At 59.0% G+C, this 15,952-nt stretch carries 13 protein-coding genes and 1 tRNA gene; all 14 read right to left on the bottom strand.

Annotated elements, in window-relative coordinates:
* Positions 1–119: GTP-binding protein (locus QWZ03_RS08075; RefSeq protein WP_040724515.1), on the bottom strand; the 119-nt coding region annotated here is incomplete at its 3' end.
* A gap of 62 nt (positions 120–181) precedes the next feature.
* Entirely contained in the window at positions 182–2,278 is a 2,097-nt protein-coding gene (gene fusA / locus QWZ03_RS08070) for an elongation factor G (RefSeq protein ID WP_284197171.1), read from the bottom strand.
* Between the two features lie 28 nt (positions 2,279–2,306).
* A complete protein-coding gene (rpsG, locus tag QWZ03_RS08065) occupies positions 2,307–2,777 on the bottom strand; it encodes a 30S ribosomal protein S7 (RefSeq protein WP_284197170.1) in 471 nt (156 codons plus the stop codon).
* A gap of 160 nt (positions 2,778–2,937) precedes the next feature.
* Positions 2,938–3,312, bottom strand: a complete 375-nt coding sequence (rpsL, locus tag QWZ03_RS08060; protein WP_072428335.1) for a 30S ribosomal protein S12 — start codon at positions 3,310–3,312, stop codon at positions 2,938–2,940.
* A gap of 198 nt (positions 3,313–3,510) precedes the next feature.
* The gene (gene rpoC / locus QWZ03_RS08055) at positions 3,511–7,704 is read right to left on the bottom strand and encodes a DNA-directed RNA polymerase subunit beta' (RefSeq protein ID WP_284197169.1); all 4,194 of its coding nucleotides are present in this window, start codon (positions 7,702–7,704) and stop codon (positions 3,511–3,513) included.
* A gap of 113 nt (positions 7,705–7,817) precedes the next feature.
* Entirely contained in the window at positions 7,818–12,005 is a 4,188-nt protein-coding gene (rpoB, locus tag QWZ03_RS08050; RefSeq protein WP_290332238.1) for a DNA-directed RNA polymerase subunit beta, read from the bottom strand.
* A gap of 168 nt (positions 12,006–12,173) precedes the next feature.
* A complete protein-coding gene (rplL, locus tag QWZ03_RS08045; RefSeq protein ID WP_290332237.1) occupies positions 12,174–12,542 on the bottom strand; it encodes a 50S ribosomal protein L7/L12 in 369 nt (122 codons plus the stop codon).
* Between the two features lie 56 nt (positions 12,543–12,598).
* Positions 12,599–13,135, bottom strand: coding sequence for a 50S ribosomal protein L10 (rplJ, locus tag QWZ03_RS08040; protein WP_290332236.1), 537 nt, complete (start codon positions 13,133–13,135; stop codon positions 12,599–12,601).
* Between the two features lie 307 nt (positions 13,136–13,442).
* Entirely contained in the window at positions 13,443–14,141 is a 699-nt protein-coding gene (rplA, locus tag QWZ03_RS08035; protein ID WP_284197165.1) for a 50S ribosomal protein L1, read from the bottom strand.
* Complete coding sequence (gene rplK / locus QWZ03_RS08030) at positions 14,142–14,573, bottom strand: 50S ribosomal protein L11 (protein WP_284197164.1); 432 nt, start codon at positions 14,571–14,573, stop codon at positions 14,142–14,144.
* A gap of 104 nt (positions 14,574–14,677) precedes the next feature.
* On the bottom strand, positions 14,678–15,211 hold the full coding sequence (nusG, locus tag QWZ03_RS08025) for a transcription termination/antitermination protein NusG (RefSeq protein ID WP_284197163.1): 534 nt from the start codon (positions 15,209–15,211) through the stop codon (positions 14,678–14,680).
* 22 nt (positions 15,212–15,233) lie between these two features.
* The gene (gene secE, locus QWZ03_RS08020) at positions 15,234–15,590 is read right to left on the bottom strand and encodes a preprotein translocase subunit SecE (protein WP_284197162.1); all 357 of its coding nucleotides are present in this window, start codon (positions 15,588–15,590) and stop codon (positions 15,234–15,236) included.
* A gap of 86 nt (positions 15,591–15,676) precedes the next feature.
* Positions 15,677–15,752 (bottom strand) — tRNA-Trp (locus QWZ03_RS08015).
* Between the two features lie 50 nt (positions 15,753–15,802).
* On the bottom strand, positions 15,803–15,952 hold a 150-nt coding region (locus QWZ03_RS08010; protein WP_505538577.1), incomplete at its 5' end, for an EF-Tu C-terminal domain-related protein.

Here is a 15,952-nt window from a genome sequence, read left to right as displayed (position 1 = left end):
AACTTCTTCGACAGGATCGTGGTGATCGCGGCGGTCAGCGTGGTCTTGCCGTGGTCAACGTGACCGATGGTGCCAACGTTTACGTGCGGCTTAGTCCGCTCGAACTTTTCCTTTGCCATTGCTTCTATCCTTAGTCTTGAATTGGGTTTACAACCGCCGGGCAGTTGGCCCGGCAGTCGGTTTACTTCTTGTTGATGATGGCTTCAGCGACGTTCTTAGGCGCTTCGGAGTAGTGCTTGAATTCCATCGAGTAGGTAGCACGACCTTGCGACATGGAGCGCAGGGTGGTCGAGTAACCAAACATCTCGGACAGAGGCACTTCAGCCTTGACCATCTTGCCACCGGCAGGGTTGTCGTCCATGCCTTGCAGCATGCCGCGACGCGACGAAATGTCACCCATGATGTCGCCCATGTACTCTTCCGGGGTCTCGATTTCAACGGCCATCATAGGCTCGAGGATCACGGGACCGGCGCGGCGCATGGCTTCCTTGAAGGCCAGCGAGCCGGCCAGTTCAAAGGCGATCTGCGACGAGTCAACGTCATGGTACGAACCGAAGGTCAGGCGAACGCGAACGTCAACCACCGGGAAGCCAGCCAGCACGCCCGACTTCAGCGTGTTCTGGATACCCTTGTCCACCGACGGAATGAATTCGCGGGGGATGGTACCGCCCTTGATTTCGTCAATGAACTCGTAACCCTTGCCTTCGCCCGAAGGCTCGACAGTGATCACGCAATGGCCGTATTGACCCTTACCACCCGACTGCTTGGCATGCTTGCCTTCGATGTCGATGGCGGTCTTGGTGATGGTTTCGCGGTAGGCCACTTGCGGGGCACCCACGTTCGCTTCCACGCCGAATTCGCGCTTCATGCGATCCACCAGGATTTCCAGGTGCAATTCACCCATGCCCGACATGATGGTCTGGCCGGTCTCTTCGTCGGTACGCACGCGGAAGGAAGGATCTTCCTTGGCCAGGCGATTCAGGGCAACGCCCATCTTCTCCTGGTCAGCCTTGGTCTTAGGCTCAACGGCAACGTGTATCACCGGCTCAGGGAATACCATGCGCTCCAGGGTGATGACGTGGTCAGGCGAACACAGGGTTTCACCGGTCGTCACATCCTTCAGACCGATACCGGCAGCGATATCGCCAGCGCGAACTTCCGCGATTTCTTCACGGTTGTTGGCGTGCATCTGAACGATACGGCCCATGCGCTCCTTCTTGCCCTTGACCGAGTTCATCACGGTATCGCCAGTATTAACGACGCCGGAGTAAACGCGGAAGAAGGTCAGCTGACCGACGTAAGGGTCGCTCATCAGCTTGAAGGCCAGCGCCGAGAACGGCGCTTCATCGGAAGCCTGACGGGTGTCGGGCTGATCACGATCATCCACACCTTCAACCGGCGGCACATCAACCGGCGACGGCAGCAACTGGATGACAGCGTCCAACATCAGCTGCACGCCCTTGTTCTTGAAGGCGGTACCGCACAGCATCGGCTGGATTTCGCAAGCCAGGGTACGTGCACGCAGGCCGGCGACGATTTCGTCTTCGGTCAGCTCGCCCGTTTCCAGGTACTTGTTCATCATCTCTTCCGACGACTCAGCAGCAGCTTCGATCATCTTTTCGCGCCATTCGGCAGCGACAGAGACCAGGTCAGCCGGGATGTCGACGTAGTCGAACTTCATACCCTGCGAAGCTTCGTCCCACAGGATGGCCTTGTTCTTCAACAGGTCAACCACGCCGGTGAAGCCGTCTTCAGCGCCGATAGGAATCGCGATAGGCACCGGATTGGCGCGCAGACGCAGGCGCATTTGCTCAACCACGCGGAAGAAGTTGGCACCTTGACGGTCCATCTTGTTCACGAAGGCCAAGCGCGGCACCTTGTACTTGTTGGCCTGACGCCAAACGGTTTCCGACTGGGGCTGAACACCGCCCACAGCGCAGTAAACCATGCAAGCACCGTCCAGCACACGCATCGAACGCTCCACCTCGATGGTGAAGTCGACGTGACCGGGGGTATCGATGATGTTGATGCGATGTTGCTCGAACTGGTTAGCCATGCCCTTCCAGAACGTGGTGGTCGCAGCGGAGGTGATCGTGATGCCACGCTCCTGCTCCTGCTCCATCCAGTCCATGGTGGCGGCGCCATCGTGCACTTCACCGATCTTGTGGTTCACACCGGTGTAGAAAAGAATACGCTCAGTCGTCGTGGTTTTACCCGCGTCGATGTGCGCGCTAATACCGATGTTCCGGTAGCGTTCAATGGGTGTAATGCGTGCCACAGCCAATACCTTTGCTTAAAAGGGTGAATTAGAAGCGATAGTGGGCGAAGGCCTTGTTGGCTTCAGCCATACGGTGCACTTCGTCACGCTTCTTCATCGCGCCGCCACGGCCTTCGACCGCATCCAGCAATTCGCCAGCCAGACGCTGACCCATCGACTTTTCGCCGCGCTTGCGGGCAGCTTCACGCAGCCAGCGCATGGCCAGCGCCATACGACGGGTCTGACGCACTTCAACCGGCACCTGGTAGTTTGCACCACCGACGCGACGGCTCTTCACTTCAACGACCGGCTTCACGTTGTTGAGGGCTTGGGAGAACACCTCAAGGGGGGCCTTACCGGTCTTCTTTTCAACGATTTCCAGCGCGCCGTAAACGATGCGTTCGGCAACCGACTTCTTGCCATCTTGCATGACGACGTTCATGAACTTGGACAGTTCTTCGCTACCGAACTTTGGATCCGGCAATACTTCGCGTTTGGGTACTTCTCTACGACGTGGCATGTTTCAACCTCAGTAGTATTCAGTTGAGCGCAAGAAATTTTGCGCTCGCGACCATCCCGATGGATTGGTCACTTACTCGACGATGCGCACAGGGGCGCTACGCCGTCGTCGCGAATGTCTTGAACAAGCAAGACCGGGCTCGCGACCCAACCCAGGCGAATTAAGCCTTCGGACGCTTCGCGCCGTACTTGGAACGAGCCTGCTTACGGTCCTTGACACCAGCGGTATCCAGGGAGCCACGCACGGTGTGGTAACGCACACCAGGCAAGTCCTTCACACGACCGCCGCGAATCAGCACGACCGAGTGTTCCTGCAGGTTGTGGCCTTCACCGCCGATGTACGAAATCACTTCGAAACCGTTGGTCAGGCGAACCTTGGCGACCTTACGCAGAGCCGAGTTAGGCTTCTTCGGGGTCGTGGTGTACACGCGAGTGCAAACACCGCGTTTTTGCGGGCAGGCTTCGAGCGCAGGAACCTTGCTCTTGGCCGTTTCCGCCACACGTCCTTTACGGACGAGCTGGTTGATGGTTGGCATTATCTTTTTCCCAAAAGTAAAAAATGGCGTGCCTCGCGCAAGACGCACGAGGGGCCGCCCCCACAAAAGAGCGCGGATTATAGGTAAATCAAGCGCTTAATGTCAACAAACCCTCCCGCCGCCCATCACTTTTGTAGTGAAGGGCCGACGGAAGGGTTGTCGATACGTCAACCAGCGGCTGCTTGCGCAGCCACCGGGTCAGACTTCTTCCTGGCTGGGTTCTGCATCGACAACCGCAGCAACCATCTCGGTCATGCCGGGCAGTTGGCCTGCCTTCTGACGACGACGGTTGTTGTGGTAGGCAAGACCCGTACCGCCTGGTATCAGGCGACCCACAATCACGTTTTCCTTCAGGCCGCGCAGTTCGTCGCGCTTGCCCATGATCGCGGCTTCGGTCAGAACACGCGTGGTTTCCTGGAACGAAGCAGCCGAGATGAAGGAATCCGTCGACAGCGAGGCCTTGGTGATACCCAGCAGAATGTTGTCGAATATCGCCGGCTGCTTGTTGGCGGCGATCAGCTTGTCGTTCGCCTCCAGCACTTCAGCCCGCTCGACCTGCTCACCCATGATGAAGTCGGAATCACCCGCATCGGCGATCACCACACGACGCAGCATCTGGCGAACGATCACCTCGATGTGCTTGTCGTTAATCTTCACGCCCTGCAGACGGTACACTTCCTGCACTTCTTCGGTGACGTAGCGAGCCAGCGTCTCGATACCCTGCAGGCGCAGGATGTCGTGCGGGTCGGCCGGGCCGTCCACGATGGTTTCGCCACGGTTCACCACCTGACCGTCGTGGACCAGCACATGCTTGTCCTTCGGAATCAGGTACTCGTGCGGCGTGCCGTCCAGATCGGTGATGATCAAACGCTGCTTGCCCTTGGTGTCCTTGCCGAACGACGAGGTACCGGTCACTTCGGCCAGCATGCCGGCATCCTTGGGCGAACGGGCTTCGAACAGCTCGGCCACACGCGGCAGACCACCGGTAATGTCGCGGGTCTTCACCGATTCCTGCGGGATACGGGCCAACACTTCACCCACACCCACCTGCTGGCCATCCTTCACGGTAATGATGGCGCCAACCTGGAAGGTGATGTTCACCGCTGCATCGGAACCGGCCAGCTTCACTTCCACGCCATGCTCGTCCAGCAGCTTGATCTGCGGGCGGACGCTCTTCGTCGCGCCAGCCTTGCGCTTGGGATCAATCGCTACCAGGGTGGACAGACCGGTCACTTCATCGATCTGTTTGGCCACGGTCACGCCTTCTTCGACGTTCTCGAAGCGCACCTGACCGGCGTATTCGGTAATGATGGGGCGAGTATGCGGATCCCAGGTCGCCAGCACGGCGCCAGCCTTGATGGACTGGGCATCGTTGACCATCAGGGTCGCGCCGTACGGCACCTTGTGACGCTCACGCTCACGGCCAGCATCGTCGAACACCACCACCTCACCCGAACGGGTAATGACGATCTGCTCGCCCTTGGTGTTGGTGACGTAACGCATGGTACCGGCGAAGCCGACCTTACCATTGGACTTGGTCTCCACCTGGCTGGCCGACGCAGCACGCGAAGCGGCACCACCAATGTGGAAGGTACGCATGGTCAGCTGGGTACCCGGCTCACCGATGGACTGCGCCGCGATCACACCGACAGCCTCGCCCACGTTGACGCGCTGACCACGGCCCAGATCGCGACCATAGCACTGCGCACACAGACCGTAGCGGGTTTCGCAGGTCAGCGGGGTACGCACCTTCACTTCATCGATGCTGAGGGCTTCGATGCGCTCCACGATATCTTCGGTCAACAGGGTACCGGCTTCGTACACAGTTTCCTGGGTAGCCGGATCGATCACGTCAATGGCAGCCACACGGCCCAGGATACGGTCGCGCAAGGCTTCGATCACGTCACCGCCCTGCACCACGGCCTTCATGGCCACACCGTTCTTGGTACCGCAGTTGTCCTCGGTCACCACCAGATCCTGCGTCACATCGACCAGACGACGGGTCAGGTAACCCGAGTTGGCGGTCTTCAGCGCGGTATCGGCCAGACCCTTACGGGCACCGTGAGTCGAGATGAAGTACTGCAGAACCGTCAGGCCTTCACGGAAGTTGGTGGTAATCGGCGTCTCGATGATCGAGCCGTCCGGCTTGGCCATCAGGCCCCGCATACCTGCCAACTGGCGAATCTGCGCCACCGAGCCCCGTGCACCGGAGTCGGCCATCATATAGATGGAGTTGAACGATTCCTGGTCTACCGTCTTGCCTTCGCGGTCTACCGTCTTTTCCTTACCCAAGTGAGCCATCATGGTCTTGGCAACCTGGTCACCACAGCGGCCCCAGATATCCACAACCTTGTTGTAGCGCTCACCCTGGGTCACCAGACCCGAGGTGTACTGGGCTTCGATTTCCTTCACTTCACGCTCGGCCTCGGCCAGCAGCGTCGCCTTCTCGGCCGGCACCAGCATGTCGTCCACACAGATGGACAGACCAGCGCGGGTCGAATAGGTGAAACCGGTGTACATCAGGCGGTCAGCCAGGATAACCGTCTCACGCAGGCCGACACGACGGAAGGAAGCGTTGATCAGCTTGGAGATTTCCTTCTTCTTGAGCGCCTTGTTGACGTTCTCGAAAGGCAGGCCCTTGGGCAGGATCTCCGACAGGATAGCGCGGCCAACGGTGGTCTCACGACGCACCAGCTTGTATTGCCATTCGCCGCTCTCGTCCTTGTACCAGTCCTTCAGGCGCACGCTGATGCGGGCATTCAGCTCCGCCTGACGGGTTTCGTAGGCACGCAGCAGTTCTTCCAGATCAGCGAAGCGCAGGCCTTCGCCCACGCCATTGATACGCTCGCGGGTCATGTAGTACAGACCCAGCACGATATCCTGCGACGGCACAATGATAGGCTCGCCGTGCGCTGGCGACAGCACGTTGTTGGAGGCCAGCATCAGGGTGCGGGCTTCCATCTGCGCTTCCAGCGACAGCGGTACGTGCACAGCCATCTGGTCACCGTCAAAGTCGGCGTTGAAGGCAGTACAGACCAGCGGATGCAGCTGGATGGCCTTGCCTTCGATCAGCACCGGCTCGAACGCCTGGATACCCAGGCGGTGCAGCGTGGGCGCACGGTTCAGCAGCACCGGATGCTCGCGGATGACTTCTTCCAGGATGTCCCAGACTTCCGGCACTTCCTGCTCAACCAGCTTCTTGGCCGCCTTGATGGTGGTAGCCAGGCCCAGCACTTCCAGCTTGTGGAAGATGAAAGGCTTGAACAGCTCCAGCGCCATCTTCTTGGGCAGGCCACACTGATGCAGCTTGAGGGTCGGGCCCACCACGATGACCGAACGGCCCGAGTAGTCGACGCGCTTACCCAGCAAGTTCTGACGGAAGCGACCGCCCTTACCCTTGATCATGTCAGCCAGCGACTTCAACGGACGCTTGTTGGCGCCAGTCATGGCCTTACCGCGACGACCGTTGTCCAGCAGCGAATCGACGGCTTCCTGCAGCATGCGCTTTTCGTTGCGCACGATGATTTCAGGGGCCTTCAGCTCCAAAAGACGCTTGAGACGGTTGTTACGGTTGATGACGCGACGATACAGGTCATTCAGGTCGGAGGTGGCGAAACGGCCGCCATCCAGCGGGACCAGTGGACGCAGTTCCGGCGGCAGCACCGGCAGCACTTCCATGATCATCCACTCAGGCTTGATGCCCGATTTCTGGAAGGCTTCCAGCACCTTCAGGCGCTTGGCGATCTTCTTGATCTTGGCTTCGGAGCCGGTGTTCTGCAGATCGTGCCGCAGGGTTTCCATCTCGTTGTTGATGTCCAGCGTGCGCAGCAGTTCGCGCACCGCTTCGGCACCCATCAACGCGACAAACTCGTCGCCGTATTCTTCCACCTTGGCCAGGTAGTCGTCTTCCGACAGCAGCTGGCCGCGTTGCAGCGGCGTCATGCCCGGTTCGATGACGATAAAGCCTTCGAAATACAGCACCCGCTCGATATCACGCAGGGTGATGTCCAGCACCATGCCCAAACGGCTGGGCAGGGACTTCAGGAACCAGATATGGGCAACCGGCGAAGCCAGTTCAATATGGCCCATGCGCTCACGGCGCACCTTGCTGAGCGTGACTTCAACGCCGCACTTCTCGCAGATCACGCCACGATGCTTGAGGCGCTTATACTTGCCGCACAGGCACTCGTAGTCCTTGACCGGCCCGAAGATGCGGGCACAGAACAGGCCATCGCGCTCAGGCTTGAAGGTACGGTAGTTAATGGTTTCAGGCTTCTTGACTTCACCGTACGACCACGAACGGATCTTGTCGGGCGAGGCCAGGCCGATGCGGATGGCATCGAATTCTTCTTCCTGGGTCACCTGCTTGAACAAGTCGAGCAAAGCTTTCATGTCTTTATCCTCGTTTCACGAGTGAGGCCCTGCCAAGCGCCGCGCCACTGCGCGACACTCTTTCGGCGCCAACGGGGTGCGGCCTCACCGCCTCACCCCGCGCGCCATCTGACTTAGTACCGTTCCAGATCGATGTCGATACCCAGCGAGCGGATTTCCTTCACCAGCACATTGAAGGATTCCGGCATGCCGGCGTCGATCTTGTGATCGCCCTTGACGATGTTTTCATAGACCTTGGTACGGCCATTCACATCATCGGACTTCACCGTCAACATTTCCTGCAGCGTGTAGGAAGCACCATAGGCTTCCAGTGCCCACACTTCCATCTCACCGAAACGCTGACCACCGAACTGCGCCTTACCACCCAGCGGCTGCTGGGTAACCAGCGAGTACGGGCCAGTGGAACGGGCGTGCATCTTGTCGTCAACAAGGTGATGCAGCTTCAGCACGTGCATGTAACCCACGGTCACGCGACGCTCGAAAGCCTCACCAGTACGGCCGTCATACAGCTTGAGCTGGGTACGGGTGTCATTGAAGCCCAGGCGTTGGGTATGCTCGGATTCAGCCGGATAAGCCAGTTGCAACATGGCCATCAGGTCTTCTTCCTTGGCGCCGTCGAACACCGGGGTGGCAAACGGCACGCCATCGCGCAGGTTGTCTGCCAGCTCCAGGATTTCATCGTCACTCATGCTGCCCAGGTCTTCCGGCTTGCCACGGCTGTTGTAGACCTCTTCGAGGAACTTGCGCACCTCGCTGGCCTTCTTGGCAGCCTTGCCCGACTCTTCCGCCAGCATGCGGTCTATGCGCTTGCCCAGACCCTTGGCAGCCCAACCCAGGTGGACTTCCAGAATCTGACCCACGTTCATACGCGAAGGTACGCCCAGCGGGTTCAGCACGATATCGACCGGCGTACCGTCAGCCATGTGCGGCAGATCCTCGATCGGCAGGATCTTGGACACCACACCCTTGTTACCGTGACGACCGGCCATCTTGTCACCAGGTTGCAGGCGACGCTTCACGGCCACATAGACCTTGACCATCTTCTGCACGCCCGGGGGCAGCTCATCGCCCTGGGTCAGCTTGCGCTTCTTGTCCTCAAAGCGCAGGTCGAACTCAGCGCGCTTCTGCGACAGGTTGTCCTTCATCAGCTCCAGCTGCTTGGCCACATCCTCGTCCGACAGACGGATATCAAACCAGTCGTGGCGAGTCAGGTCGGCCAGGTATTCGCGGGTCAGCTCAGTGCCCTTGGCAATGCGCTTCGGACCGCCATTGACCTTCTTGCCGACCAGCAAGCGCTCCAGACGCTCGAAGGCATCGTTTTCCAGAATACGCAGCTGGTCGTTCAGGTCCAGGCGGAAACGCTTCAGCTCATCGTCAATGATGCCCTGGGCGCGCTTGTCGCGGTCTATGCCTTCGCGGGTGAACACCTGCACGTCAATGACGGTACCGCTCATGCCCGAGGGCACGCGCAGCGAGGTATCCTTCACATCGCTGGCCTTCTCACCGAAGATGGCGCGCAGCAGCTTCTCTTCAGGCGTCAGCTGGGTTTCGCCCTTAGGCGTCACCTTACCGACCAGCACGTCACCGGCTTCCACTTCGGCGCCGATGTAGACGATACCTGCCTCATCCAGGCGGCCCAGCATGCGCTCGCTCAGGTTGGAGATATCACGGGTGATTTCTTCCGGTCCCAGCTTGGTGTCGCGGGCAACAACCGACAGTTCCTCGATATGGATGGAGGTGTAGCGGTCATCGGCCACCACCTTCTCGCTGATCAGGATCGAGTCTTCGTAGTTGAAGCCGTTCCAGGGCATGAAAGCCACCAGCAGGTTCTGGCCCAGCGCCAGTTCGCCCAGGTCGGTAGATGCGCCGTCGGCGATCACGTCCAGAGCGGAGATCTGGTCGCCCACTTCCACGATGGGACGCTGGTTGATATTGGTGTTCTGGTTGGAACGGGTGTACTTGGTCAGGTTGTAGATGTCCACACCGACTTCGCCGGCGCTGGTTTCATCGTCATTGACCCGGATCACCACGCGGTTGGCATCGACATAGTCGACACGACCGCCACGCAGCGCCTTCACAGCCGTACCCGAGTCGACCGCACAGGTGCGTTCGATACCGGTACCGACCAGCGGCTTCTGCGCACGCACGCAAGGCACAGCCTGGCGTTGCATGTTGGCACCCATCAGGGCACGGTTGGCGTCATCGTGCTCCAGGAAGGGAATCAGCGAGGCAGCGACAGATACGATCTGGCTAGGCGCCACATCCATGTACTGTACGCGCTCGGGCCGGGCCACGATGGTTTCACCATGCTCACGGCAGGTCACCAACTCGTCGATCAGTTCGCCAGTGCTGTCGTCCAGCTTGGCGTTGGCCTGAGCGATCACATACTTGCCTTCCTCAATGGCAGACAGGTATTCGATCTCGTCGGTCACCTTGTTGTCCACCACCTTGCGGTACGGAGTTTCCAGGAAACCGTACTCATTGGTGCGGGCATAGATGGCCAGCGAGTTGATCAGACCAATGTTCGGGCCTTCCGGCGTTTCAATCGGACAGACGCGGCCATAGTGGGTCGGGTGCACGTCGCGGACTTCAAAGCCAGCGCGCTCGCGGGTCAGACCGCCCGGTCCAAGAGCCGATACACGGCGCTTGTGGGTGATTTCCGACAGCGGGTTGGTCTGGTCCATGAACTGCGACAGCTGCGAGGAGCCGAAGAATTCCTTGATGGCAGCGCTGACCGGCTTGGCATTGATCAGGTCGTGCGGCATCAGGTTGTCGCTCTCGGCCTGGCCCAGGCGTTCCTTCACGGCACGCTCAACCCGCACCAGACCGGCGCGGAACTGGTTCTCGGCCAGTTCACCCACCGAACGGACGCGACGGTTACCCAGGTGATCGATATCGTCCACTTCGCCACGGCCGTTGCGCAGTTCCAGCAGAATGCCGATCACGGCGACGATGTCGTCGGTGTTCAGCACGCCCGAACCGGTAGTGCCCTGCGGGCCCACGCGCTCGTAGAAACGCTTCTGCCAGCCCGGCGCCTTCTCATCGAGACGGTCGGGGTAGGCGCGGCGGTTGAACTTCATGCGGCCCACGGCCGACAGATCGTAGCGATCTTCCGAGAAGAACAGGCCGTTGAACAGCGCTTCCACTGCATCTTCGGTGGGCGGCTCGCCTGGGCGCATCATGCGATAGATGGCCACGCGGGCAGCCTGGCGATCTGGCGTTTCGTCCAGACGCAGGGTGTTCGAAATGTAAGCGCCCTGATCCAGATCGTTGATATACAGCAGTTTGATCGAGGTCACACCAGCCGACTCAAACTTGATCAGCAGATCTTCAGTGATTTCCTCGTTGGCACGGGCCACGATCTCACCGGTATCCGGATTCACCACATTGGCGCCAAGTACGCGGCCAACCAGGTTGTCGGTCGGAATCTCGAGTTCGGTCACGCCAGCCGTCTGCAGATCGCGGATATGCTTGGCGGTAATGCGCTTGTCCTTCTGGACCAGCACCTTGCCGTCGCCGGCAACGATATCGAACTTGGCAACTTCGCCCTTGAGGCGATCAGCCACCACTTCCAGGAACACGCCCTTCTTCGACAGGCGTACCGTGTCGAAGTCGTAGCAGTCTGCCAGAATCTGTTCGTTGTTATAGCCCAGCGCCCGCATCAGTATGGTCACCGGCATCTTGCGGCGACGGTCGATACGGAAGTACAGCAAATCCTTGGGGTCGAACTCGAAGTCCAGCCAGGAACCACGGTAGGGGATGATACGAGCGGAGAACAGCAGCTTGCCGGACGAGTGCGTCTTGCCCTTGTCGTGCTCGAAGAACACGCCGGGGGAGCGATGCAGCTGCGACACGATGACACGCTCGGTGCCGTTGATGACGAAGGAGCCATTGCTGGTCATGAGCGGAATCTCGCCCATGTAGACTTCCTGCTCCTTGGCTTCCTTGACCACGGGCTTGGACGACTCGCGGTCAAAGATGGTCAAACGTACGCGCGCGCGCAGCGGTGCGGCGAAAGTGATGCCGCGCTGCTGGCACTCGACCACGTCGAACGGCGGTTCGCCCAGCTGGTAGCTGACGAAATCGAGCTTGGCATAGCCGTTATGGCTGGTGATCGGGAAGATCGAGGCAAATGCTGCCTGCAGGCCACTGGTGCGGCGCTGCTCCATGGGAACGCCCAGTTGAAGAAACTCTGTATAGGAGTCGATTTGGGTGGCGAGCAGATAAGGAACGTCCAGAACGTTCGCCCGCTTCGCAAAACTTTTACGAATGCGTTTCTTCTCAGTGAACGAGTAACTCATAGAGTCTCCGGTCGAGTTGGGGCGCTAAAACCAAACCACAAAACCCGCAATGGGCAGGATTTCCGGTTTGGCAACGCACAATCAGTACAGTCGGTACAGCGAATTCCCACAAGCGCAAGAAGGCTGGCGACCGAAATCGCCAGCCTTTAGCAAGTCCCCTAGGGAGACTTACTTCATCTCAGCGGTAGCACCAGCTTCGATGAGCTTCTTGACCATGGCTTCAGCATCAGCCTTGGCAGCGGCTTCCTTGACAGTCTTGGGAGCGCCGTCGACCAGGTCCTTGGCTTCCTTCAGGCCGAGGCCGGTCAGTTCGCGCACAACCTTGATCACGCCAACCTTGTTGGCGCCAGCGCCGGTCAGGATAACGTCGAATTCGGTCTTTTCTTCAACCACAGCGGCAGGGCCGGCAGGGCCAGCAACAGCAACAGCAGCAGCGGAAACACCGAACTTCTCTTCGAATGCCTTCACCAGGTCATTCAGTTCCAGAACGGTCAGGCCAGCAACGGCGTCGAGGATGTCTTCTTTGGTCAGAGCCATGTTTAATTACTCCTGAATACAGATAAGTCGTGAGATCTAAAACGTGTAGCGCGCGATCAGGCGGCTTCGGCAGGTGCTTCGGCGGCCACTTCGGCCGGAGCTGCACCACCTTGCTTTTTCTCTGCCAGTGCAGCCAGGCCGCGGGCGAAGCCGGCAACCGGAGCTTGCATAACGTAGAGCAGCTTGGACAGCAGCTCTTCGCGGCTCGGAATGGAAGCAAGTTGGACAACTTCAGCGGCGTTCAGCGTCTTGCCGTCGAAGGAGCCAGCCTTGACCACGATCTTGTCGTTGGTCTTGGCAAAGTCAGCCAGCACTTTGGCAGCAGCCACCGGGTCGGCAGAAATGCCGTACACCAGCGGGCCAGCCATGTGGTTGGCCAGATCGGCAAATGCGGTGTCGGCAACAGCGCGGCGTGCCAGCGTGTTTTTCAACACGCGCAGGTAAACGCCCTTGGCGCGTGCTTCAGCACGCAGCTTGGTCATGGCGCTGACCTGGATGCCACGATATTCGGCCACCACGATGGCTTGAGCCTTGGCAACTTCTGCCGAGATCTCAGCCACTACAGCCTTTTTATCGTCGAGATTGAGACTCAAGGTCTACCCTCCTGGAAAATCCTTCCCCACAACGGGGATGGAGCCTAAAGAAATGGCGACCAATCATCAGGAGAACTAACCGACGCCAGATAGGCGACGGGAGGGAAATCCTGTTCTTGGGTACACCATCTGCGTAGGGCGGGGCGACGCGGACAATTGCTCATCCCGTATCGCTTGCCGATTAAGACAGCAGCACAAAGCACTGCCAGCCCCTACGGTCTTTGATAATCCGCGTAGCTCTTGCGAGCATTGCGGCCCAAAGTCCGATTAAGGTGCGACTCGCGCCGCACCCCGGTACTACTAAAACTTATGCAGCCAGAACGGTAGCAGCATCAACGCGTACACCGGCACCCATGGTGCTGGAGACGGCGATCTTCTTGAAGTACACGCCCTTGGACGATGCTGGCTTGGCCTTTTGCAGGGCGTCGATCAGCGCGGTCAGGTTGGTCTTCAGATCAGCAGCGTCAAAGCTGGCGCGGCCGATGGTGCTGTGGATGATACCGTTCTTGTCGGTACGGTACTGAACCTGACCGGCCTTGGCGTTCTTCACGGCCTCGGCTGCGTTCGGGGTCACGGTACCCACCTTGGGGTTAGGCATCAGGCCACGCGGGCCGAGGATGGTACCCAGCTGACCGACGATACGCATGGCGTCCGGCGTGGCGATCACCACGTCGAAGTCCATCATGCCGCCCTTGATCTGCTCTGCCAGGTCTTCGAACCCAACGATGTCAGCACCGGCGCCCTTGGCGGCTTCGGCATTGGCACCCTGGGCGAACACGGCAACGCGAACGCTCTTGCCGGTGCCCTTGGGCAGCACGACCGAACCACGCACAACCTGGTCCGACTTACGAGCATCCACGCCCAGGTTGATGGCAACATCAACCGACTCACCGAACTTGGCGGTGGCGCCTTCCTTGACCAGCGACAGTGCTTCGTCGATAGCGTACAGCTTGTTACGGTCGATCTTGGCCTTCAGGGCTGCGACGCGCTTGGAAACCTTAGCCATTTACACACCCTCCACATTCAGGCCCATCGAACGAGCGGAGCCAGCGATGGTACGCACGGCGGCGTCCAGGTCAGCAGCGGTCAGATCGGGAGTCTTGGTCTTGGCAATATCTTCCAGCTGAGCGCGGGTGATGGTGCCAACCTTGTCGGTATGGGGCTTGGAGCTGCCCTTGGTGATACCAACAGCCTTCTTGATCAGGATGGTGGCCGGCGGGGTCTTCATCACGAAGGTGAAGGACTTGTCCGCAAAAGCAGTGATCACCACAGGAATCGGCAGACCAGGCTCAACGCCTTGGGTCTGGGCGTTGAACGCCTTACAGAATTCCATGATGTTCAGGCCGCGCTGGCCGAGTGCCGGGCCGATGGGTGGCGAGGGGTTAGCCTTGCCAGCCGGCACCTGCAGCTTGATGTAGCCGATAATCTTCTTAGCCACGGTATGCTCCTAAAATGGGTACAAACGCAGGCGAACCCGCTCCCCTTGACAAAACCCGGCTTGCGCCAGGCACTAAAACAGCCCGAAAGGCAGAACCCGAGAGTTTAAACCTTTTCGACCTGCGAGAAATCAACTTCTACCGGCGTGGCACGACCGAATATCAACACCGACACCTTGAGCTTGCTCTTGTCGTAGTTGACTTCTTCCACGGTCGCATTGAAGTCCGCGAACGGACCTTCGGTAACACGCAACACCTGACCCACATCGAACAGGACCTTGGGCTTGGGTTTCTCCACGCCTTCCTGCATCTGGGCCATGATGCTTTCGACTTCCTTGACCGAGATCGGGGTGGGTCGCATGCCCGAACCACCGATAAAGCCGGTCACCTTGGGCGTATTCTTCACCAAGTGCCAGGTCTCGTCGGTCATTTCCATCTCCACCAGCACATAGCCAGGGAAGAACTTGCGCTCAGTCAGCGCCTTGGTACCGTTGCGAATTTCCATCACCTCTTCGACCGGAACCAGAATCTGGCCGAACAGATGTTGCATATCGGAACGATCAATACGCTCCCTGAGTGCCTTCATCACACTCTTCTCGAAACCCGAGTAGGCATGAACCACATACCAACGCATCGCCATCAAGCATTCTCCGGGGAATAAATCAGCCGCCGCGCTTCAACAAGAGGTCGTAGAGCAGCCAGCTCAGACCGGAATCAACCAGCCACATGAACAACGACAACACCACGGTAAAGACAAAGACCGCACCGGTCATTTGCCAGACTTCCTTCTTGGAAGGCCAGACGACCTTCTCGGCTTCCTTGACGGAATCACGGGCGTAATCGACAAAGTCACGGCCAGGCACGGAGAACCACACCACCGTCACGGCAAACAGCACACCCGCCAACACAGACACCACGCGCAGTGCTTGCTGATCGGCCGGCAACAGGTAGTAGCCGGCGATACCGGCAGCCACCAGCGCCAAGGCGGCGAACAACTTCAATTTGTCTACTTTTTCCATGCGTCGGCTTTTGCCCGAAAATAAAGACAGCCGCTTTCCAGTCGGAAAACGGCTCTCTTAGATAGTTAACACAACCACTTGTTAGGTGGCAGGCGAGGAGGGTCTCGAACCCCCAACCCCCGGTTTTGGAGACCGGTGCTCTGCCAATTGAGCTACTCGCCTGCAAAGTCATAAGCGCAGCCTAAGCCACGCCTACAACTTGAAACTCTTTATTACTCGATGATCTTACCGACCACGCCGGCGCCAACGGTACGGCCGCCTTCGCGGATAGCGAAGCGCAGACCTTGTTCCATGGCGATCGGAGCAATCAGGGCAACAACCACTTCAACGTTGTCGCCTGGCATCACCATTTCGGTGCCAGC

This window comes from Chitinimonas viridis (assembly GCF_030409555.1).
Taxonomy (GTDB): domain Bacteria; phylum Pseudomonadota; class Gammaproteobacteria; order Burkholderiales; family Chitinimonadaceae; genus Chitinimonas; species Chitinimonas viridis.
The sequence above is the reverse complement of the archived record's forward strand: the minus strand, read 5'-3'. Positions and strand labels throughout refer to the sequence as shown.

What these genes read in the sequence shown, in the direction of transcription:
- nusG (WP_284197163.1), bottom strand. Translation starts at nt 15,211, where the DNA reads ATGGCGATGCGTTGGTATGTGGTTCATGCCTACTCGGGTTTCGAGAAG.
- rpsL (WP_072428335.1), bottom strand. Translation starts at nt 3,312, where the DNA reads ATGCCAACCATCAACCAGCTCGTCCGTAAAGGACGTGTGGCGGAAACG.
- rpoC (WP_284197169.1), bottom strand. Translation starts at nt 7,704, where the DNA reads ATGAAAGCTTTGCTCGACTTGTTCAAGCAGGTGACCCAGGAAGAAGAA.
- rpoB (WP_290332238.1), bottom strand. Translation starts at nt 12,005, where the DNA reads ATGAGTTACTCGTTCACTGAGAAGAAACGCATTCGTAAAAGTTTTGCG.
- secE (WP_284197162.1), bottom strand. Translation starts at nt 15,590, where the DNA reads ATGGAAAAAGTAGACAAATTGAAGTTGTTCGCCGCCTTGGCGCTGGTG.
- rplL (WP_290332237.1), bottom strand. Translation starts at nt 12,542, where the DNA reads ATGGCTCTGACCAAAGAAGACATCCTCGACGCCGTTGCTGGCCTGACC.
- rplA (WP_284197165.1), bottom strand. Translation starts at nt 14,141, where the DNA reads ATGGCTAAGGTTTCCAAGCGCGTCGCAGCCCTGAAGGCCAAGATCGAC.
- rpsG (WP_284197170.1), bottom strand. Translation starts at nt 2,777, where the DNA reads ATGCCACGTCGTAGAGAAGTACCCAAACGCGAAGTATTGCCGGATCCA.